The organism is Mycolicibacterium sp. lyk4-40-TYG-92, assembly GCF_030209435.1.
Taxonomy (GTDB): domain Bacteria; phylum Actinomycetota; class Actinomycetes; order Mycobacteriales; family Mycobacteriaceae; genus Mycobacterium.
This window is the reverse complement of record NZ_JARVRX010000017.1, coordinates 36,140-56,219: the sequence shown is the minus strand read 5'-3', so window position 1 is coordinate 56,219 and position 20,080 is coordinate 36,140. Positions and strand designations below refer to the sequence as shown.

Annotated in this window: 20 protein-coding genes; 16 read left to right on the top strand and 4 right to left on the bottom strand. The window is 67.4% G+C overall.

All coding sequences use genetic code 11. From position 1 onward, the window contains the following. Nucleotides 1-85 precede the first annotated feature (85 nt). The 7 genes from QRN63_RS22555 (at nucleotide 86) to QRN63_RS22525 (ending at nucleotide 8,427) form a co-directional block, all read left to right on the top strand. Nucleotides 86-331, top strand: a complete 246-nt coding sequence (locus QRN63_RS22555; RefSeq protein ID WP_285032789.1) for a hypothetical protein — start codon at nucleotides 86-88, stop codon at nucleotides 329-331. A 184-nt stretch (nucleotides 332-515) separates the two neighbouring features. Beyond that, nucleotides 516-761: a hypothetical protein gene (locus QRN63_RS22550; protein WP_285032788.1), complete on the top strand. Its 246-nt coding sequence runs from the start codon at nucleotides 516-518 to the stop codon at nucleotides 759-761. Between the two features lie 118 nt (nucleotides 762-879). Beyond that, nucleotides 880-1,584 carry a response regulator transcription factor gene (locus QRN63_RS22545; RefSeq protein ID WP_020104085.1) on the top strand — a complete coding sequence of 235 codons (705 nt, stop codon included), beginning with the start codon at nucleotides 880-882 and terminating at the stop codon, nucleotides 1,582-1,584. After that, entirely contained in the window at nucleotides 1,562-3,166 is a 1,605-nt protein-coding gene (locus tag QRN63_RS22540; RefSeq protein ID WP_285032787.1) for a sensor histidine kinase, read from the top strand. The genes QRN63_RS22545 and QRN63_RS22540 overlap by 23 nt, the downstream gene beginning before the upstream one ends. A gap of 14 nt (nucleotides 3,167-3,180) precedes the next feature. Continuing rightward, the gene (locus QRN63_RS22535; RefSeq protein WP_285033393.1) at nucleotides 3,181-5,073 is read left to right on the top strand and encodes a glycosyltransferase family 39 protein; all 1,893 of its coding nucleotides are present in this window, start codon (nucleotides 3,181-3,183) and stop codon (nucleotides 5,071-5,073) included. A gap of 131 nt (nucleotides 5,074-5,204) precedes the next feature. Further along, entirely contained in the window at nucleotides 5,205-6,470 is a 1,266-nt protein-coding gene (locus tag QRN63_RS22530) for a bifunctional glycosyltransferase family 2/GtrA family protein (RefSeq protein WP_285032786.1), read from the top strand. Between the two features lie 61 nt (nucleotides 6,471-6,531). Beyond that, entirely contained in the window at nucleotides 6,532-8,427 is a 1,896-nt protein-coding gene (locus tag QRN63_RS22525) for an ArnT family glycosyltransferase (RefSeq protein WP_502888176.1), read from the top strand. A gap of 85 nt (nucleotides 8,428-8,512) precedes the next feature. Here the strand turns inward: QRN63_RS22525 and QRN63_RS22520 are convergent, their stop codons facing one another. Continuing rightward, nucleotides 8,513-8,926, bottom strand: coding sequence for a PaaI family thioesterase (locus QRN63_RS22520; protein WP_267315199.1), 414 nt, complete (start codon nucleotides 8,924-8,926; stop codon nucleotides 8,513-8,515). A gap of 163 nt (nucleotides 8,927-9,089) precedes the next feature. Here QRN63_RS22520 and QRN63_RS22515 point away from each other — a divergent pair, with 163 nt between their 5' ends. The 4 genes from QRN63_RS22515 (at nucleotide 9,090) to QRN63_RS22500 (ending at nucleotide 14,091) form a co-directional block, all read left to right on the top strand. Then, the gene (locus tag QRN63_RS22515) at nucleotides 9,090-10,454 is read left to right on the top strand and encodes an MFS transporter (protein ID WP_267316588.1); all 1,365 of its coding nucleotides are present in this window, start codon (nucleotides 9,090-9,092) and stop codon (nucleotides 10,452-10,454) included. 94 nt (nucleotides 10,455-10,548) lie between these two features. After that, nucleotides 10,549-11,499, top strand: a complete 951-nt coding sequence (cysD, locus tag QRN63_RS22510; RefSeq protein WP_267315198.1) for a sulfate adenylyltransferase subunit CysD — start codon at nucleotides 10,549-10,551, stop codon at nucleotides 11,497-11,499. Nucleotide 11,500: 1 nt separating this feature from the next. After that, nucleotides 11,501-13,348, top strand: coding sequence for a sulfate adenylyltransferase subunit CysN (gene cysN, locus QRN63_RS22505; RefSeq protein ID WP_285032785.1), 1,848 nt, complete (start codon nucleotides 11,501-11,503; stop codon nucleotides 13,346-13,348). Then, nucleotides 13,345-14,091 (top strand): 3'(2'),5'-bisphosphate nucleotidase CysQ, encoded by a 747-nt coding sequence (locus QRN63_RS22500; protein ID WP_285032784.1) that lies wholly within the window; start codon nucleotides 13,345-13,347, stop codon nucleotides 14,089-14,091. The genes cysN and QRN63_RS22500 overlap by 4 nt, the downstream gene beginning before the upstream one ends. 341 nt (nucleotides 14,092-14,432) lie before the next feature. On the opposite strand, the gene QRN63_RS22495 is transcribed toward QRN63_RS22500, so the two are convergent. Both QRN63_RS22495 and QRN63_RS22490 read right to left on the bottom strand, forming a co-directional pair. Further along, nucleotides 14,433-15,587, bottom strand: a complete 1,155-nt coding sequence (locus tag QRN63_RS22495) for a hypothetical protein (protein ID WP_285032783.1) — start codon at nucleotides 15,585-15,587, stop codon at nucleotides 14,433-14,435. Then, on the bottom strand, nucleotides 15,580-16,506 hold the full coding sequence (locus QRN63_RS22490) for a metal-dependent hydrolase (protein WP_285032782.1): 927 nt from the start codon (nucleotides 16,504-16,506) through the stop codon (nucleotides 15,580-15,582). The genes QRN63_RS22495 and QRN63_RS22490 overlap by 8 nt, the downstream gene beginning before the upstream one ends. Nucleotides 16,507-16,615: 109 nt before the next feature. Here QRN63_RS22490 and QRN63_RS22485 point away from each other — a divergent pair, with 109 nt between their 5' ends. The 5 genes from QRN63_RS22485 to QRN63_RS22465 all read left to right on the top strand — a co-directional run bounded on the left by QRN63_RS22485 (nucleotide 16,616) and on the right by QRN63_RS22465 (nucleotide 19,601). Beyond that, nucleotides 16,616-17,236 (top strand): TetR/AcrR family transcriptional regulator, encoded by a 621-nt coding sequence (locus QRN63_RS22485; RefSeq protein ID WP_285032781.1) that lies wholly within the window; start codon nucleotides 16,616-16,618, stop codon nucleotides 17,234-17,236. 45 nt (nucleotides 17,237-17,281) lie between these two features. Then, on the top strand, nucleotides 17,282-17,560 hold the full coding sequence (locus QRN63_RS22480; RefSeq protein WP_267315191.1) for a hypothetical protein: 279 nt from the start codon (nucleotides 17,282-17,284) through the stop codon (nucleotides 17,558-17,560). A 53-nt stretch (nucleotides 17,561-17,613) separates the two neighbouring features. Further along, the gene (locus tag QRN63_RS22475; RefSeq protein WP_285032780.1) at nucleotides 17,614-18,210 is read left to right on the top strand and encodes a cysteine hydrolase family protein; all 597 of its coding nucleotides are present in this window, start codon (nucleotides 17,614-17,616) and stop codon (nucleotides 18,208-18,210) included. Nucleotides 18,211-18,237: 27 nt separating this feature from the next. Then, nucleotides 18,238-18,708: an Rrf2 family transcriptional regulator gene (locus QRN63_RS22470; RefSeq protein WP_285032779.1), complete on the top strand. Its 471-nt coding sequence runs from the start codon at nucleotides 18,238-18,240 to the stop codon at nucleotides 18,706-18,708. Between the two features lie 308 nt (nucleotides 18,709-19,016). Then, the gene (locus QRN63_RS22465) at nucleotides 19,017-19,601 is read left to right on the top strand and encodes a DinB family protein (protein WP_350224468.1); all 585 of its coding nucleotides are present in this window, start codon (nucleotides 19,017-19,019) and stop codon (nucleotides 19,599-19,601) included. Nucleotides 19,602-19,648: 47 nt separating this feature from the next. Here QRN63_RS22465 and QRN63_RS22460 read toward each other — a convergent pair whose 3' ends face one another. Continuing rightward, the gene (locus QRN63_RS22460) at nucleotides 19,649-20,038 is read right to left on the bottom strand and encodes a VOC family protein (protein ID WP_285032778.1); all 390 of its coding nucleotides are present in this window, start codon (nucleotides 20,036-20,038) and stop codon (nucleotides 19,649-19,651) included. Nucleotides 20,039-20,080: the final 42 nt, after the last annotated feature.

Below are 20,080 nucleotides of genomic sequence, written 5' to 3'. Positions count from 1 at the left end.
GGGGCGCCTTGAAAAGCATGTCCGGCTGCGTGCCCCAATGGTGTGGCGAAATCGCGGCGGATCGCGTCTAGGTGGGAGACCCGCGGTGAGTCAAACGAGGAATTCTGAAGTCAGCAAGAAGTGGGCCATCGGCGTTATCGCCGGGAGCATGGTCGTCGGTGTCACGACCGTGGTGCTTGTTGGAGCGCAGGCGCGGTCCGTGCAATCGACGTCGGCCAACGGCACCTCGGTCAGTTCAGTCGTCAGCGCCACGACAGTCGGGCCGATCATCAGCGCCGCGCCGGCTATTACCGGACCCGCTCCGCTGTACCCGGGGCAGGACCCGGGCTGATGAAGTCTGGGCGGTGGAGATGCCTCCGCCGCAGCCAGACTCGATCGCCGCGGCGATACGGGCGAACTCCCAGAAGCGATTCAGTGCGTTGCCAGATTGGCGGCGTTGACTCGAAATATATGACCGGCCGCGCCCCGACGGCGCGGCGATAGCGCACTGGTCCCACGTACACGGGAGGCAAACCATGAGTCGACCAGAGACTTCCGGCATCACCTTGAAATGGGCGATCGGCATCATCGGCGGCAGCGCCGCGGTGGGTGCGGTTGCGGTATGTGCGGGGGTGCTGGCGGGCCCGTCCGAGACGACGAGCGCCGGCAGCACGCTCATTACGACGAGTACGACCGCACCGGTCACCTTCGCGGCACCGTCGATCACCGGCAAGGCGCCGCTGTACGCCGGGCAATCGCCGGACACCAACCCGCAGGGTTAGGCAGCTTTCATAGCTCGCGCATAGATTCGCCACAGTCGCGGCCCACACCGATGCGAATAATGGAGCTGTGACAGGTCCCAGCAGCACCGCTCGTGACAGTGAAGCCCCGCGCGTCGTCATGCACCGAGCCGACGGCAAGCCGATCAACGTTCTCGTGGTCGACGACGAACCCGTCCTCGCAGAGCTCGTCTCGATGGCACTGCGCTACGAGGGCTGGGACATCGCGACAGCCGGCGACGGCGCGACCGCGATCGCACTGGCCAAGGACAACCCACCCGACGTCGTGGTGCTGGACGTCATGCTGCCCGACATGAGCGGGCTCGACGTGTTGCGCAAGCTACGCGAGCAGATCCCGGGGTTGCCCCTGCTGTTGCTGACCGCCAAGGACTCGGTCGAGGATCGCATCGCCGGCCTCACCGCCGGCGGCGACGATTACGTCACCAAACCGTTCAGCATCGAGGAAGTGGTGCTGCGGCTGCGCGCGCTGCTGCGGCGCACCGGTGTGGCGAACGAGGCCGGGGACGCGCAGATCGTCGTCGGCGACCTGGTGCTCGACGAGGACAGCCACGAGGTCACGCGTGCCGGCGAACAGATCACGTTGACCGCCACTGAGTTCGAGCTGCTGCGGTACATGATGCGCAACTCCAAGCGGGTGCTGAGCAAGGCCCAGATTCTCGACCGGGTGTGGAGCTACGACTTCGGCGGCCGCTCCAACATCGTGGAGTTGTACGTGTCGTACCTGCGCAAGAAGATCGACAGCGGCCGCGAGCCCATGATCCACACCCTGCGTGGCGCCGGATATGTCCTCCGACCTGCCCGCTGAGGCCGGCACGCGGATCTGGCAGCCGCGCACCTGGTCGCTGCGGGTCCGGCTGCTGGTCACCCAGGTGCTGCTGCTGGCGTTGGTCATCGTCGGCGTCGGCGCGGCGACCGAGTTTGCGCTGCAGCGCTTTCTGCTGCACCAGCTGGACGACCAGGTGCTGGAGGCGGGCCGGCGCTCGGCCGCCATCTTCGAGCTGCCCCCGCCGCCCATGGCGCCGCCCTTGACCGGTGGGGTGCCCCGGCCGTCCATGGACCCACATTTCCGGATGCGCTTCGACCCCGAGGCCGGCCCCGGTCCCGGCTTCCTCAACGCGCCCGGACAGGCCGTCGGCACCATCGGTGCAGTGGTGTTCCGCGGCCAGGTCGACGCCGGCGTCATCACTTCCGAGGGCAGTCGTACCTCGGTAACGAGCGCGGCCACAGCACAATTGGCGCAGGTGCCACCGGATCGCAAGATTCGCACCATGGACATCGACGGGGTGGGGACGTACCGCGTCATCGGCCTGCATCCCCGGCATGGCGGCCCGCAGACCATCGTCACCGGCCTGCCGACCCGGCACGTCGACAACACCCTGCTGTGGGTACTCGGCATGTTCTGCGCGGTGGGTGCTCTTGCGCTGATCGGGGCGACGGTGGTCGGGGTGTGGATCATCCGCCGCCAACTCGCCCCGCTGTCAAGGGTTTCGGCCGCCGCGCGTGACGTGGCGAACCGGGAACTGGACCGCGGCGAGGTCCAGTTGCCGTCGGAGATCGTGCACGTCGATCCGGTCGCCGCGCACACCGAGGTCGGCCAGCTGGGCTCGGCGCTCAACCGCATGCTGGACCGGATCGCCGGCGCGCTCGCGGCCCGCCACGCCAGCGAGACCCGGGTGCGTCAGTTCGTGGCCGACGCCAGTCATGAACTCCGCACGCCGCTGGCCGCGATCCGCGGCTATACCGAACTGGCACAGCGCAAGAGTGAGCAGCTGCCCGACGATGTGGCCCACGCGATGAACCGTGTCGAATCCGAGACGGCCCGCATGACCCGGCTCGTCGAGGACATGCTGCTGCTGGCCCGGCTCGACGCCGGCCGGCCGCTGGAGATGGAGAACGTCGACCTGTCCCAACTGGTCGTCGACGCGGTGAGTGACGCACACGTCGCGGGTCCCGGTCACCACTGGTCGCTGGATCTGCCCGAAGAACCGGTCACGATCGAGGGGGATCCGGCGCGGTTGCACCAGGTGCTGGTGAACCTGTTGGCTAATGCCCGCACGCACACGCCCGCGGGTACGTCGGTGACCATCGCGCTGTCCGCCGGCGCGGACGCCACCGTGATCAGCGTGGCCGATGACGGCCCGGGCATTCCAAAGACGTTGCAGCCCGAGGTGTTCGAGCGGTTCGCCCGGGGTGACTCGTCGCGGTCCCGGCAGGCCGGCAGCACCGGGCTGGGACTGGCCATCGTCGCGGCCGTGGTCAAGGCGCACGGCGGCACCATCAGCGTCGACAGCCGCCCCGGAGCGACGGTGTTCACGGTGCGCCTGCCCGCGGGCCCGGCCGCTCCCGCCTCACAGCCACCACACAGCGTCGCCTCGACGTCCGCCTAACCAACGCGCCCACAATCAGACTGGTGACTTCCGCACCACGCCGCCCATTCGGCGAGCGCCTTCAGCTCGGGCTCCTGCTCGCGGGCACCGCTGTGCTGTACCTGTGGAACCTCTCGGTGAGCGGTTGGGCCAACAGCTTCTATTCAGCTGCGGCGCAGGCCGGTGCCAGCGACTGGACCGCAATGCTGTTCGGCGCCAGCGACTCCGGCAATGCCATCACCGTCGACAAGACCCCCGGTGCGCTGTGGGTGATGGACCTGTCGGTCCGGCTGTTCGGGCTCAGCTCCTGGAGCATTCTGGTGCCGCAGGCCCTGATGGGTGTGGCGGCGGTGGCGGTGCTGTATGCCGCGGTGCGCCGCGCCGCCGGGCCTGCCGCCGCGCTGCTGGCCGGTGCGGTGTTCGCGCTGACGCCGGTGGCCGCCTTGATGTTCCGGTTCAACAACCCCGACGCGCTGCTGGTCCTGCTCCTCGTGGTCGGTGCCTACTGTGTGCAGCGCGCGTGCGAGAAGGACGCGGGGCGTTGGTGGTTGGTCGCCGCCGGGGTGGCCGCCGGATTCGGGTTCCTGGCCAAGATGCTGCAGGCGTTCCTGGTGTTGCCGGCCTTCGCGGCCGCGTACCTGGTGGCCGGGCCGTCGTCGGTGCGGACCCGGCTGTGGCGGCTGCTGGGCGCCACCGCGGCGATGGTCGTCTCCGGCGGCTGGTACCTCGCGCTCGTCGAACTGTGGCCGGCCTCGTCGCGCCCCTACGTCGGTGGATCGCAACATGATTCGATCATCGAACTCGCCCTGGGCTACAACGGCGTGGGCCGGCTGAACGGGAACGAACCCGGGGGCCTCGGCAACCCGAACTTCGACGCCGGGTGGGACCGGTTGCTGGGCGCGAGCATGGGAACCTACGCGGGCTGGCTGCTGCCCGCGGCACTCATCGGTCTGGTCGCGGGTCTGGTGCTCACGCGCCGGCTGCCCCGGACCGATGCGACGCGGGCGGCGCTCATCATCTGGGGCGGGTGGTTGGTATTCACGGCCGTGGTGTTCAGCTTCGCCAACGGGATCGTGCACCAGTACTACACGGTCGCGCTGGCGCCGGCCATCGGGGCGTGCGTGGGTATCGGATCGGTTCTGTTGTGGCGCAAGCGCGCCGCCAGGCCGGCCCGGCTGACCATGGCGGGCGCCGTGGTGCTCACGGCCGCGGTGGCCGCGATGCTGCTGGGCCGCGCCGATGTGACCTGGCTGCGGACGTCGGTGCTGATTGTCGGCGCCGTCGCGGCACCGCTGTTGCTCGTGCCGCCGCGATTCGGAACCACGCGCCTGGCGGTCGCGGCGGCGGTCCTGGTCTGCCTGGCCGCGCCGACCGCGTATTCGATTGCCACCGCGAGTGTTTCGCATACCGGGGCGATGCCGTCGGTGAGCGGGCCCGGCGGCCGCAGTGCCGGCTGGGGGCCACCGCCCGGACACGGCAAGGCCCGGGGCGCTGCCGGCGGCCCCGGCCGTGCGATGGGCACGCCGCCGCAAGGCTTTCGGCCCGGCGGCGGACTCTTCGAATCGCCCGTGCCGGGAGCGGCCCTGACGACTTTGCTCGGCACCGACGCCGCGAACTACCGCTGGGCGGCCGCCGTCGTCGGCTCCGCCAATGCTGCCGGTTACCAGCTGGCCGCCCGGGTCCCGGTGATGGCGATCGGTGGCTTCAACGGCACCGATCCCGCGCCCACGCTCGCACAGTTCCAGCAGTACGTCGCCGCCGGCCGAATCCATTACTTCGTCGAAGGCGACGTCAAGATGGGCTGGGGGCCCCGCGGTCAGGACGACGACAAGCAGGAATCGCGACAGATCGCCAACTGGGTCAGCGAGCATTTCACCGCCACGACTGTCGACAACACCGTCGTCTACGACCTGACCCAGCCGCGCTGACCCTGCGGTGCGGGCGCGCGGCTCTCGTACTCGTGCGCCCAGGTCGCGGAGTCAACGGCAGTTCCAAACACATAGCTTCCGCATAGCTTCAGCCCATGGCCGGCTAAAGCTGCGGCCCAAAAATCAATGTCATGACGAACCTGGTCGAGAGCTCCGAGTTGGCAGCCGAGCAACGCTTCACGACGCGCCCCAATGCCGCCCTCGCCGCACGCGCTGCCGGCGTCCCGGTGCTGGACATCGTGGTCCCCGTCTACAACGAGCAGGTCGCACTGCCCGGCTCGATCCGCCGGTTGCACCGTCACCTGGAAGAGCACGTGCCCTACCCGGTGCAGATCACCATCGCCGACAACGCCAGCATCGACGACACCCCGCGGGTCGCCGCTGAGCTGGCCGCCGAGCTCGACAACGTCCGCGTCGTCCGGCTCGAGCTCAAGGGCCGCGGTCGGGCGCTGCACGAGGTGTGGTCGCACTCGCAGTCTCCGGTGCTCGTCTACATGGACGTCGACCTCTCCACCGACCTGGCCGCCCTCGGCCCGCTGGTGGCCCCGCTGATCTCGGGCCACTCGGACCTGGCGATCGGGACCCGGCTGGCCCGGTCGTCGCGCGTCGTGCGGGGACCGAAGCGGGAGTTCATCTCCCGCTGCTACAACCTGATCCTGCGCGGCGCGCTGTCGGCCAAGTTCTCCGACGCCCAGTGCGGCTTCAAGGCCATCCGGGCCGACGTGGCCCAGGCGCTGCTGCCGCTCGTCGAGGACACCGGCTGGTTCTTCGACACCGAGCTGCTGGTGCTCGCCGAACGCACGGGCCTGCGTATCCACGAGGTCCCCGTCGACTGGGTCGACGACCCCGACAGCCGGGTGGACATCATCGCCACCGCGGCCGCCGACCTCAGGGGCGTCGGCCGGCTGCTGCGCGGATTCGCCAACGGCAGCATCCCGGTGAATACCATTGCCGCCCAGTTGGGTTCGTCGACCATGGCGGCCGCGCCCCGCTCGCTGCTGCGGCAGGTCGTCCGGTTCGGGACCATCGGCGTCGCCTCGACCCTGGCCTACCTGCTGCTGTTCATGATGATGCACGCCGCGCTGGGCGCGCAGACGGCCAACCTGATCGCCCTGCTGCTCACCGCGATCGTCAACACCGCCGCCAACCGGCGCTTCACGTTCGGTGTCCGGGGCGGGGGAGCGGCGAGCGCGACACGTCACCAGTTCGAGGGACTGATCGTCTTCGGTATCGCCCTGGCGATCACCAGCGGTGCCCTGGCAGGACTGCACGTGTTCGCGCCGCACGCCCACCATCTCCTCGAATTGAGCGTGCTGGTGGCTGCCAACCTGGTCGCGACCGCCGTGCGATTCGTGCTGCTGCGCGGTTGGGTCTTCCACCCGCGGCGGTCAAATTAACGGTTCCACCCACGATGCACGAATTGACCGGCCTACCAACTGCTTCAGAGGAGAACCGCCCGTGATCGCCACTGCGCCTGCCAAGGCTCACCTGCCGAAGGCTCGCCGTCGCCCGGCGGTCTGGGCCCGCCCCGTGTGGGAACGGTCCGCGCTACTGACGCTCCTGGCCGCGACCGCGGTGCTGTACCTCTGGGCGCTCGGCTCGTCGGGTTGGGCCAACTCGTACTACGCCGCGGCGGCCCAGGCCGGTACCCAGAATTGGGAAGCGCTGCTGTTCGGCTCGTTCGACGCCGGCAACGCGATCACGGTCGACAAGCCGCCGGCCGCCCTGTGGCTGATGGGCCTGTCGGGCCGGCTGTTCGGATTCAGTGCATTCACCATGCTGCTGCCGCAGGCCCTCATGGGTGTGGCGTCGGTCGGCACGCTCTACGCGACAGTCCGTCGCACCAGCGGTGCGGCCGCCGGACTACTGGCCGGTCTGGTGCTGGCGGTGACTCCCGTTGCGGCGCTGATGTTCCGGTTCAACAACCCCGACGCACTGCTCGTGCTGCTGCTGATCACCGCGGCCTACTGCACGGTGCGGGCCATCCAGTCCACGGAATTCCCGGTGTCCGCCCGGTGGATGACGCTGACCGGGGTCATCGTCGGCTTCGCGTTCCTGACCAAGATGCTGCAGGCCTTCCTGCCGGTGCCGGGACTGGCGTTGGCGTTCCTGGTCGCCGCGCCGTTCAGTATCGGGCGCCGGATCAGCGCGCTGCTGATGTCCGGTGTGGCGCTGGTGGTTTCGGCCGGGTGGTACATCGCGCTGGTCAGTCTGTGGCCTGCCGACGCCCGTCCGTACATCGCCGGGTCCACCGACAACAGCCTGCTGCAGCTGGCATTGGGCTACAACGGCATCGAGCGGATCACCGGCGGTGACCGTCCCAGCGGTGGCCCCGGCGGCGGCATGCGGGACAACCTGTTCTTCGGCGGGCACGCCGGCATCACCCGACTGTTCGGCCCGTCGATGGGCGTCGAGATCTCGTGGCTGCTGCCGGTGGCGCTGCTCGGACTGGTGCTGCTGCTGTGGGCCGGCTTCCGCGCACCACGTACCGACCTCGGCCGCGCCGGTGTATTGCTCTGGGGTGGTTGGCTTCTGGTGACCGGCGTGGTGTTCAGCTTCATGGACGGCACGGTGCACCCGTACTACAACGTCGCGCTCGCGCCCGCGGTGGCCGCGCTGGCGGGTATGACGGCCGCGCACCTGTGGCAGCGCCGGGACAGATTGGCGGCCCGCCTGCTGCTCGCGTCGCTCCTCGTCGTCACGGCCGGCTGGGCGTTCGCGCTGCTCTCCCGTACCCCGGACTGGATGCCCGCCCTGCGCTGGTGCATCGCGGTGGTGGCGGTCCTCGTGGCGGTGGCCATCGTGGTCGTGGGGGCGCGCTCGGGACGACTCACCGCGGTCATCGCCGGTATCGCGATCGCCGCGGCCCTCGCCGGGTCGGCGTCGTTCACGCTGTACAACGTCGCGGCGGCCCACAGCAGCGGCCCCGGCTCGATGTCCGGCCCGCCGCGGCCCGGCGGCGACGCGTGGCCGGGTGGCGGACCAGGTGGCCCCGGTCGCGAGGGGCCCAACGCCGAACTCGAGAACCTCATCCGCGGCGCCGACAACCGCTGGGCGGCAGCGACCGTCGGGTCCTTCCAGGCCGGCGACCTCGAATTGAGCACCGGCAAGTCGTTGATGGCGATCGGCGGATTCTCCGGCGGCGACAACGCGCCGACCCTGGCGCAGTTCCGCCAGTACGTGGAGGACGGCCAGATCCACTACTTCATCGTCGGCGATCACAAGCGCGGTCCCGGACCCGGCGGCGGCCGCGAACGGGGGAGTGCCGCGGAGATCACCGCGTGGGTGACGGGGCATTTCGCCAAGCTCGACGTCGGGGGCGCGACCGTCTACGACCTGGAAGCACCGCACTGATTGTTGCCCGCCTCTATGCCTCGGATCGCAGCCACATGCTGACTGCGATCCGAGGCGTAACGTCGCCTGAACCAGGCGTCTGCGCTCAGCCGATCTTGTAGGTACCGACCGCCTTGGCCACCGGATCGCCGCCCGGGGTCACGATCTCGACTTCGCAGTGCACCAAGGACTTTCCGCGGTGGAGCACGCGCCCGACACCGATCAGGTCGGTCGACCGGGCCGGCGCCAGGTACTGGACCGACATCGAGATCGTCACCCCGCGCAGCGATTCCGGTGACTGTTCGGAGGACCACGCCGCCGCCATGACCGTGACGTCGGCCAGTGCGGCGATGGCGCCGCCGTGCACCATGTCGGCCAGCGTGGTGTTGGTCGGGTCCCACGGCATCCGTAACCGAACCTCGGGGGCGTCGAGCGTCTCGGCGACGATGCCCAGTTTGGCGACCAGTGGTGACTGCGGAATGAACTGCGCCATGACCTCGGCGCCGGTACTCGGGCTCATGACATCGAAGTCTGCGCGCGGCGGGTAGTCGGTTCAATTACCTGGCAGGTAGTGATGGTTGCGTGGCGCAAAGCCAGGGCGGCAGCGTCGCCTCACGCCACACAGCTATCCGGGCTACATTGCGGCCGTGGCCCCCGACCAAAGTCCACCGTTCCCAAAGGCATTGGCTTTCTTGGTGGCCGGCGCATATTTCATGGAGGTCCTCGACGGCACCATCATCACGCCGGCCATTCCCCTGGTGGCGACATCGCTCGGGGTCCAGCCCATTGACGTGAATACTGCGATCTCGGCCTACCTGGTCACGGTGGCGGTACTGATTCCGGTGACGGGCTGGCTGGCCGATCGCTACGGCATTCGGCGCGTGTTCATTTCGGCAATCGTGGTGTTCACTGTGGCCTCGATCGGCTGTGCGCTCAGTGGCTCCTTGCCGGTGCTGATAGCGATGCGGATCGTGCAGGGGGTGGGTGGCGCCATGATGGTGCCGGTCGGCAGGCTCGCGGTCTTGCGGGACAGTGACAAGTCTCATCTGATGCGCGCCATTGCCGTGCTGACCTGGCCCGCGATGGCGGCACCCGTGCTGGCCCCGGTGCTTGGCGGGGCGATCGTGACGCTCGGTTCCTGGCGCTGGATTTTCGTTGTCAACATCCCGATCGGCGTACTCGGAGTGCTGTTGTCGCTCAAGCTGGTTCGGGGCGGCCCGGTAACGTCGAGCCGCCCATTGGACTGGCCGGGCATGCTGGCGCTCAGTGGCGGCATCGGTGCCGCGCTCGTGGCGCTCGAGCACATCCGGGTGGCGGGCACGGACTGGTCTCTCGTCGGTGGGTGTGGCGCCGCGGCCGTCGTGCTGCTGGTCGCGGCCGTGTGGCATCTGTTGCGCACCGATTCGCCTCTGGTGGACCTCCCGGTGCTACGAACGCGGACCCTACGGATCACGGTCAGCGCCGGCTCTCTCTACCGGCTGGTGATCGTCGCGGTGCCGTTCCTGCTGACGCTGCAGTTCCAGCTGGAATTCGGCTGGAACCCGTTGATGGCCGGTGCGATGGTGGCGGCCTTGTTCGTCGGCAATCTCACGATCAAGCCGGCAACGACCCCACTGATGCGGCGTTTCGGGATTCGCACGGTGCTGCTCGTCAACGGTGTCGTGTCGGTGGCCTGCTTCGGGTTGCTGGCGACGCTGCGGCCCTCATTTCCGCTACCGGCGATCGCGGTGATCCTCTACGTCAGCGGTGCGTTGCGGTCCGTCGGCTTCACTGCCTACAACAACCTGGCGTTCTCCGACGTCGACGGCGACGACCTGACGCACGCCAACACGCTCAACGCCTCTGTGCAGGAACTCGCCGCGGGCCTCGGCGTTGCGGTGGGAGCGCTGTTGCTCAGCCGGACCGGGTCGTACCCGGCGACGTTCCTGGTCCTCGGAGTCGCGATGGCGCTGACGATCGTCGAGACCCAGCAGCTGCCGCGATCCGCCGGAGCGCACGTCAGTGGCGGCGGGAAATCGCTGACCGCCGCCGAGCGTTGCACCAGCTGATCCGGGAGATTGCAACCGTTGACACCGCAAGTCCTGGCACGTAAATTCTGACCATGGTTCTTAACTTGACCAGTTCTACCAACTTTACGGGGAAATGATGACCGTGACTCCCGACGCCGCGGAGGCGTCCAAGGTGGACCAGCGGGCCGCCAAATATGAATTGAGCCATCTGCGCGCGCTGGAGGCCGAGGCCATCCACATCATCCGCGAGGTCGCTGCGGAGTTCGAGCGGCCGGTGCTGCTGTTCTCCGGCGGCAAGGACTCGATCGTGATGCTCCACCTGGCCATCAAGGCGTTCGCACCGGGCCGGCTGCCGTTCCCCGTCATGCACGTCGACACGGGCCACAACTTCGAAGAGGTCATCGCCACCCGCGACCTCCTGGTGGAAAAGCACAACCTGCGCCTGGTCGTCGCCAGCGTGCAGGAGGACATCGACGCCGGCCGCGTCGTCGACAACGGCCCGTCGCGCAACCCGCTGCAGACCGTCTCGCTGCTGCGCGGCATCCGCGAGAACAAGTTCGACGCCGCCTTCGGTGGCGCCCGCCGCGACGAGGAGAAGGCGCGCGCCAAGGAGCGCGTCTTCAGCTTCCGCGACGAGTTCGGCCAGTGGGACCCCAAGAACCAGCGCCCCGAGCTGTGGAACCTGTACAACGGCCGGCACCGCAAGGGCGAGCACATCCGCGTCTTTCCGCTGTCGAACTGGACCGAGTACGACATCTGGGCCTACATCGGCGCCGAGGAGATCGCGCTGCCGAGCATCTACTACGCGCACGACCGCCAGGTCTTCGAGCGTGACGGCATGCTGCTGGCGGTCCACGAATACCTGAAGCCGAACGACGACGAGCCGGTCATCACCAAGAAGGTGCGGTTCCGCACCGTCGGCGACGTCACCTGCACCGGCTGCGTCGAGTCGGAGGCTTCGACTGTCGAAGAAGTCATCGCCGAGACCGCGTTGTCCCGATTGACCGAGCGCGGCGCGACCCGCGCAGATGACCGGATTTCCGAAGCCGGCATGGAAGACCGTAAGCGGGAAGGCTACTTCTGATATGGCAACGTTGCTTCGTATCGCCACTGCTGGCTCCGTCGATGACGGTAAGTCCACGCTGATCGGTCGGTTGCTCTTTGACAGCAAGGCCGTCATGGAGGACCAGCTGGCCGCCGTCGAGCGCACCTCCAAGGAACGCGGCCACGGCTACACCGACCTCGCGCTGGTCACCGACGGCCTGCGCGCCGAGCGCGAACAGGGCATCACCATCGATGTCGCGTACCGCTACTTCGCCACGGCCAAGCGGAAATTCATCATCGCCGACACCCCGGGGCACATCCAGTACACCCGGAACATGGTCACCGGCACCTCGACGGCGCAGCTGGCCATCGTGCTGGTCGACGCCCGCCATGGGCTGCTGGAGCAGTCACGCCGGCACGCGTTCCTGGCATCGCTGCTCGGCATTCAGCACATCGTGCTGGCGGTCAACAAGATGGACCTGATCGATTGGGACCGTGAGCGTTTCGAGAAGATTCGCGACGATTTCCATGAGTTCGTTGCCCGCCTGGACATCCAGGATGTCACCACCATCCCGCTGTCGGCACTGGCCGGCGACAATGTGGTGACCAAGTCGGACAAGACGCCGTGGTACGACGGTCCGTCGCTGCTGAGCCACCTCGAAGAGGTGTACATCGCCGGTGACCGCAACCTCATGGACGTCCGCTTCCCGGTGCAGTACGTCATCCGGCCACAGACCCACGAGCATGCCGACCACCGCAGCTACGCGGGCACCATCGCCAGTGGCGTCATGCGCCCCGGTGACGAAATCGTCGTTCTCCCAGCGGGAAAGACCAGCACCATCACCGCGATCGACGGACCCACCGGTCCGATCGAGGAGGCTTTCGCGCCCATGGCGGTGTCGGTCAGCCTGGCCGACGACATCGACATCTCGCGTGGCGACATGATCGCCCGGGTGCACAATCAGCCGCACACGACGCAGGAGTTCGACGCCACCGTGTGCTGGATGTCCGACGACGCGGCGCTCGAGCCGGGCCGGGACTACATCATCAAGCACACCACCCGCACCACGCGGGTCCGGGTGACGGATCTGGACTACCGGCTGGACGTCAACACCCTGCACCGTGACAAGAGTGCAACGGCGTTGAAGCTCAACGAACTTGGGCGCGTCACGCTGCGCACGCAGCAGCCGCTGCTGCTCGACGAGTACTCGCGCAACTCGGTGACGGGCTCGTTCATCCTGATCGACCCGGACACCAACGGCACCGTCGCCGCGGGCATGGTGCGCGACACCACGCCGGCGGCGAACCGCTCGGCCAGCCCGAACGCGGTGCGGCACACGAACCTCGTGACCACCGAGGACCGGTTGTCGAAGGGCAGCACGGTGTGGTTCACCGGCCTGTCCGGCTCGGGCAAGTCGTCGGTGGCCATGCTGGTGGAGCGCAAGCTGATCGAATTGGGCCGTCCCGCATACGTTCTCGACGGTGACAACCTGCGCCACGGGCTGAACTCCGACCTGGGCTTCTCCATGGCCGACCGCTCGGAGAACCTGCGTCGCCTCGCCCACATCGCCACACTGATGGCTGATTCCGGTCAGATTGTGCTGGTGCCCGCGATCAGCCCGCTGGAAGAGCACCGTGAGCTGGCGCGAAAGGTCCACATCGACCAGGGCTTCGAGTTCTTCGAGGTGTTCATGGACACCCCGCTGGCGGACTGCGAGGCCCGCGATCCCAAGGGTCTGTACGCCAAGGCCCGTGCCGGTGAGATCACGCACTTCACCGGTATCGACAGCCCATACCAGCGGCCGAAGAACCCCGACCTGAAGCTGTCGCCGGAGGATTTGGACGCCCAGGCGCAGCGCGTCGTCGACATGTTGGTGGCGCCGCGATGATCGATCACGAAGTCGCCGAGCGGCTGGCCACTCGCGCGGGTGATCTGCTGCTCGACGTGCGGGCCGAGTTCGCGACCGCCGATGCGTCCGAGCGGAAAGCCGCGGGGGACAGGCGCTCCCACGAGTTCCTGATGACGGAGCTCGCGCGGCTGCGTCCCAATGATGCGGTGCTGTCCGAGGAAGCGACGGAGGAGGAGCGCGCCAACAACGCTCGCCTGACCTCCGACCGGGTGTGGATCATCGACCCGCTCGACGGCACCCGCGAGTTCTCCGAGCTCGACCGTGACGACTGGGCCGTGCACGTGGCGTTGTGGGAATCCGGCGAACTGGTCGCCGGCGCCGTGGCGCTGCCCGCGCAGAACACCACGTTGCACACGCCGGAGGTCGCCGCGCCCCGCGCGGTCGACGGACCGCCGCGCATCGTGGTGTCCCGCACCCGCCCGCCGGCCGTCGCCCTGGCGGTGCGTGATGCCCTCGACGGAGTTCTGGTCGAAATGGGTTCGGCCGGAGCCAAAGTCGCGGCCGTGATCCAGGGCCGGGCCGACATCTACGTCCACGCCGGTGGTCAGTTCGAGTGGGACTCCGCCGCGCCGGTGGCGGTGGCCCGTGCCGCCGGGCTGCACACCTCGCGCATCGACGGCTCGCCGCTGGTCTACAACCGCGAGGACCCGAAGCTACCCGACCTGGTGGTGTGCCGGCCGGAACTCGCCGAACGGGTACTGGCGATCACCGCGACGCAGTAGCCTCCGCGAGCTTTCGCGAAAGCAACGAAATGGCTGTGGGAACTCAGGGCGGTTTCTAGCGGTTTCCGCAGCCATTTCGTTTCTCTCGGACGTTCTCGCGTTGATCGTGCGCCCTGAGGGGGCGGGAAAGTCCCTGAGTGCAATCGAAGTGGTGATCTGCTGATGGCTATTGCACTCACGGATCTCTGGCTGCTCGAAAAAGTACCTGGCTTCAGCAGTGACGGCCGAAAGTGCGGGGTGATTGAAGCCATGGATTTGCGCGGCGTTGAGTGTGAACTGAGGTCGTAGTAGTTCGAGTGGGGCGTATCCGTAGGTTCGCACTCAACGCGAGAACTGAGCTCCTATGCCGACGCGGTAACCGGCCGCGGCGCATCCGATTTGGCCGGTGCCGCGGTGCGTACCGCGACGAGGCACCCGATGGCAATCGCGAAGCAGGCGACCGTGTACCACAGGCTGCCGATCGGATCCCCATGTGCGGTAACGCCGTTGACCGCCCCGAAGTACGCCGGCAGCGCGCTGAGCCAGAGCACCGCCATGACCAGTAAGTAAGCGACGGCGTAGCCGAGCAACCACGACGGGCTCGCGTAGCGTGGTTCGGTCGGGCTGGCCACGGTGCCGCGCAGCCGGCGCCACTGGGAGACCAGTGCCCAAACCGCCACCGCACACACCGCCACCAACTCGGCCGCATAGGCGATGCCACCTGCGGTGCTGCTGCCGGTCACGCCGCCGATCACGGTTGCGGGCAGCGGCAGGATCGCGGTGCCCAGCGACGCCAGCACCCCGGCAACCACAGTGCGCCAGAGGATTTCGAAACTGGTGAAGCGGCGCCCACGATCAGCGTGCCGGCCCACGAAGAACTGCACGCACAACGCCAGCGACATCGGCCACAGCGCGGCGAAGACCACCACGCTGGGCAGCGGTACGGAGTCGAACATCGGCTGGTTCATCGGGTTGTGCACCGACCATTCCCACCACCGCAATTGTGGACCCAGGTGGTCGAAGATCTCGTAGAACGCGTGGTGGACGAAGCCCACGCACACGGCGCCGACCAGGGTGCCGTAGCGCCGGAAAACTCCTAGGCTGCGGACGATTTCGAATGCAACGGTCGCCATCATCGGGTAGATCGCCACGATGTACAGCGGGAGCCGTCCCCACAGGAAGTCCACCGTGAACACGTTGTGCGCGAACATCGTGTCGACGCGGTCGGCGATGCCGAAGGCCGCCGGGAAGTACAGCGGCGGCTCGATGATCAGCAGGTAGGCCACCGCGCCGAACCACAGTGCGATGTTGGTGGCGTCACCGTGGCGGCGCAGCCGCATGATCGCGTAGACGAGCGTCAACACCGCGCCGGTGATCACCGTCAACTCGAGGACCGGCAGGGTCCAGTTCTCCAGCTGCAGGGGATTACGGACCTCGACCAGGCCCCCGGCGGTAGTGCAGGAAAAACCAAGGCGCCCGGCAAGATCTGCGAACGTCGGGGAACACAGGTCAGACATGGGCGCTCTGCTTTCCGGCGGTGTACCAATGGGTGACGTCGTAGCCGGCGTCGTAGCGTTCGAACCATTCGGTCGCCAGCGCGGGCAGCTTCTCGTGTTCGGGGTTGTGGCCCGGTATCTGGCTGCGCACGATGCCCGACAGCGCCACCAACTGCTCGCGCACCGGCAGATCGTGGAACGCGCTCGTGAACGGTCCGAAGTCGGGGATCCGGCCCAGCTTCTTCAGGATCGAGTTCTTCCGGCGCTCGAGCGCGAACGCCGACAGTGCGTCGACCTTGCGGACCTCCAGCGGCAGATGCTTATTGAACCCGTCGCACGCCATCCGCACGCAGTCCATCACGTGCTTGAAGATCGACGGCGCCACCCGCATGCGATACCACGGATCGTCGACCAGGCCGTTGTAGATGATGAGGGCCGAGCTCCGGTGCTCGACCTCTTCGACGAAGTGCCACAAGAACAGTGACGCGACGCGATCGTCGCCCGGTGCGAACAACGTGTCGTCATGGTCGAGCATCAACTTGAAGACCGGCGTGAACGTCGCCTCCAGATCGGCGGTGTAGGCCAGCCGATATTTGAGGGGCTTGTTGGCGACGAGATCGTCGAACGCCGCGATCACCTCATCGAGGGTCTCTTTGAGCTCCGGATGGGCCTTGATGAGGCCGCGCGCATGTGCCCGGTGGGCCATCGAGTGCTGGCCCTCCTGCCGGACGAAGGCATCGGCCTCTTCGGCGATCACCGGGTCGGTCAGCAGCGGCTTGGCCTCGGCCATGGTGCTGACGATCATCTTCTCGAATGCGATTGCCAAGAAGGACACGGCATTTGCCATTGCGGAGAAAGCGGGGTTGGTCTCGTTCCAGAGGAACGGCACGGGGTGGTCCGCGAAAGCGAACCGCATCTTGCGGACCTGGAGGTTGGTCACTGGGCACCTCGATCAGTAATCATACAAACTAAGTCGTCTGTGTATGGTTACAGTGTTGGCGAACATCCGTCAATGCCCGGGGCGATGTCGGCCGTGTACCGTCCGGCGAATGGCACGCAAACGTCGCGGTTGGGGCGGGGAGCCGCCGGCCGATGACGACGAGGCGACCCGGCGCATCGTTGCCGCGGCAGTCGAGCTGCTGTCCACCACGGGCGCGGCCATCACCATTGCCGATGTCGCCGAGTCGCTCGGCGTCATCCGGCAGACGGTGTACCGGTACTTCCCGACGGCCGACGACCTGATGCGGGCGGCGGCCATCGCCTCGGTCGACGGATTTCTGGACCAGCTCAGCGAGCACGTGCGTGGGATTCACGATCCGGCCGACGCCATGACCGAAGGCGTCCTCTACACGCTCGACGCGGTGACCCGGACGCCGCACCTGGGCATCCTGATGTCGGCGCCGTACGTCAGCGCGCACAGCAGTGACATGGCCTCTGCCGAGGCGCAGGACTTCGGCATGCAGATGATCACCCGATTCGACGTCGACTGGGCCGGCTACGGCTACGACGACGCGGCGCTGCGCGAGCTGGTCGAATTCACGCTGCGCATCATGCTGTCCTACTTTCTGGCGCCGGCCGGGGACGGTCGAACTCCTGACGAGTTGCGGTCTTTCCTCCGGCGTTGGTTGGGCGCGGCGATCCTGGGCCAGCCGTCCGCCGGGGCGCGCTGAGCGATCGGTGGCGGTCTTCGCCGGTCAGGGCTAGTTTGTGTTCGTATGCACACACATCTGTCCACTCGCCGTTTGATGGCCGCTGCCGGCGGCGCCGCTCTCGTTGCGATGGGCGCCCTCACCGCGGGTTGTAGCAACAACGGCGGGCAGTCGCCGTCGACGACCACCACCACAACCACGACGACGACCACGTCGGCGTCGGTGGCGCCGACGGAGAAGAGCATCAGCCCCACCGGCGGCAACCTGTTCAGCCCGGGCGTCACCGCGCCGGGGGCGCCGAGCGTGGCACCCGGTATGCATCCTGGCATCAACGGCAACAACTGACCGTCGATGAAAATCGGCTCCGGGAAACATCTTTGAGCCACTAGGCTCATAGGATGACTCGCCCCACTCTGCGTGAATTGTCCAGCCTCCCTGTCGAACCGGTTCGCCTGGCCGACTCGGCCCTGGTGCTGATCGACTGTCAGAACACCTACACGCACGGGGTGATGGAACTCGAGGGCGTGCAGGCCGCGCTCGATGAGACCGCCACGCTGCTCGACCGTGCCCGCACAGCCGGCATCCCCGTCATCCACATCCAGCACGACGACGGGCCGGGCTCGCTGTACGACATCCGTGCCGACATCGGTGCCATCGCCGAGCAGGTGGCGCCCCGTGGCGACGAGCCGGTGATCGTCAAGCAATTCCCGAACTCGTTCGTGCAGACCGATCTCGACGAGCGGCTCAAGGCCCTCGGCGCGTCGAACCTGGTGCTCGCCGGGTTCATGACGCACATGTGCGTGAACTCCACCGCGCGCGGCGCGTTCAGCCTCGGGTACGCGCCGACGGTCGTCGCGGCTGCGACCGCGACGCGCGCCTTGGCCGGTCCCGATGGTCAGGCGGTGCCGGCTGCGGCATTGCAGGCGGCGAGCCTCGCCGGGTTGGCCGATCTGATCGCGGTGGTGGCTCCCGACGCCGCAGCTATTCCGGACTAATCCGGCCTGGAATGGCATGATTGGCTGATGCGGATGTCAGCCAAGGCGGAGTACGCCGTCCGCGCCATGGTCGAGCTGGCCGCCGCCGACGCCGGTGCACTGGTCAAGACCGACGACCTGGCCAAGGCGCAGGGCATCCCGCCGCAGTTCCTGGTCGACATCCTGACCAACCTGCGCACCGACCGTCTGGTGCGCAGCCATCGCGGCCGCGACGGTGGTTACGAGTTGGCCCGGCCGGCCGCGGACATCAGCATCGCGGATGTGCTGCGCTGCATCGACGGTCCGTTGGCCAGCGTGCGCGACATTGGCCTCGGCGACCTGCCGTACTCGGGGCCGACGGCCGCGCTCACTGATGTATGGCGCGCCCTGCGCGCCAGCATGCGTTCGGTACTCGAACAGACCAGCCTGGCCGACGTCGCCACGGGCAAACTGCCTGACCACGTCAGCGAGCTGGCAGGGGACTACCGCACGCAGGAAGCTCGCCGCGGGCATTCCTAATTGCCGCGAGCGGCCGTGTTTGTACGCCAACACGCCGCAATTGGCGTGCACTTTGCGCACCTTCGCGGGCGCCGAGCGCGCCACGCCGGACTGAGTTCTCCTCGGGCAAGTTTCTGACGGTCGTCGATCTACGCGCGACGGCCTGATAGCGTCGGACGCAGCGCTGGTCCCAACAAGCTTTCGTCCCGTAGAGCAGGCGCGGAGGCCGTTGCCTGAATCGCCGGCGGCATGACCGATTGTGCGGCTCCGCACATCTGACGCACTCCCCGCACTTTCCTCTTCAGGGCTGAAAATCATGCCCAATACCGATGCGGAACTGCTCAGGACTTGAAATCGCAAGCAACACAGAATTTTTCGACATCCACGCCAACAGAATCGAGCTGACAATGACGACATGGTCGATACCGCAAATCACTACCGGGTCCGAACGCCGGTTGCTGGAGAGTGCGCTAGACCGCAACCGCGCTGAACTGGTCAACACCGTGCGCGGACTGCCGGAAGTTGATGCCCGGCGCCGCCTCGTTGTGTCAGTGACCACCCCGATCGGGCTGCTCAAGCACGCGGCGGTCGCCGAGCGAATCTGGTTCCAGCACATCCTCGGCAGAGTGCCCGAGGGCGAATGCGGCGGAGGTACGACGGCGGGTGACACCAGCTTCATTGTCGATGGCGATGAGGCAGTGGCCGACGTGATCGCCGAATTCGAAAGTGCCAGTGAACGTTCCCGCGCAATCGCCGCCCAATTCGATCTCGACGAGATCAGAACCCACCCCCGCCTCGGCGAGGTCAACCTGCGATTCATCTACTTGCTCGCGATCGAGGACTTCGCGCGCCACGCGGGTCACGGCGACATCTTTCGCGAGCAGATCGAACGTTCTCGCGTCGTTGAGGAGTGACGCTGTCGCTGTCGCGCAATCGCGCCGCTCGTTGGCGGACCGGGTACTCAGCCGCCGGAGCCGTACGGCCGGGTGATGATCTCCAGGTAATGCCCGCTGGGGTCCTGGAAGTAGACGCTTCGGCCACCGTCGTTGTGGTTGATCTCGCCGGGATGCTGCCCGCGCGGATCGGCCCAATGTTGCAGCCCGCGTTCACGAATCCGGTCGTAGATGGCGGTGAACTCCTCCTCGGAGACCAGGAACGCGTAATGCTGCGGGACGGCCTCCGTGCCCTCCGGCATCTGGGCGTAATCCAGGCTGACGCCGTGGTTCAGTTCAACGGCGAGAAAGTGCCCGAATTCTTTCGCGGGCGGGAGACCGAAGAGCTCGGTGAAGAAGGTGGCCGCGGCCGAGCGGTCGGTCGAGTGGACGATGGTGTGGTTGAAGGTGATGGCCATATCCCTCTGTTCTACCCGTTCGTGTGCGCCGCGTCACTGCCG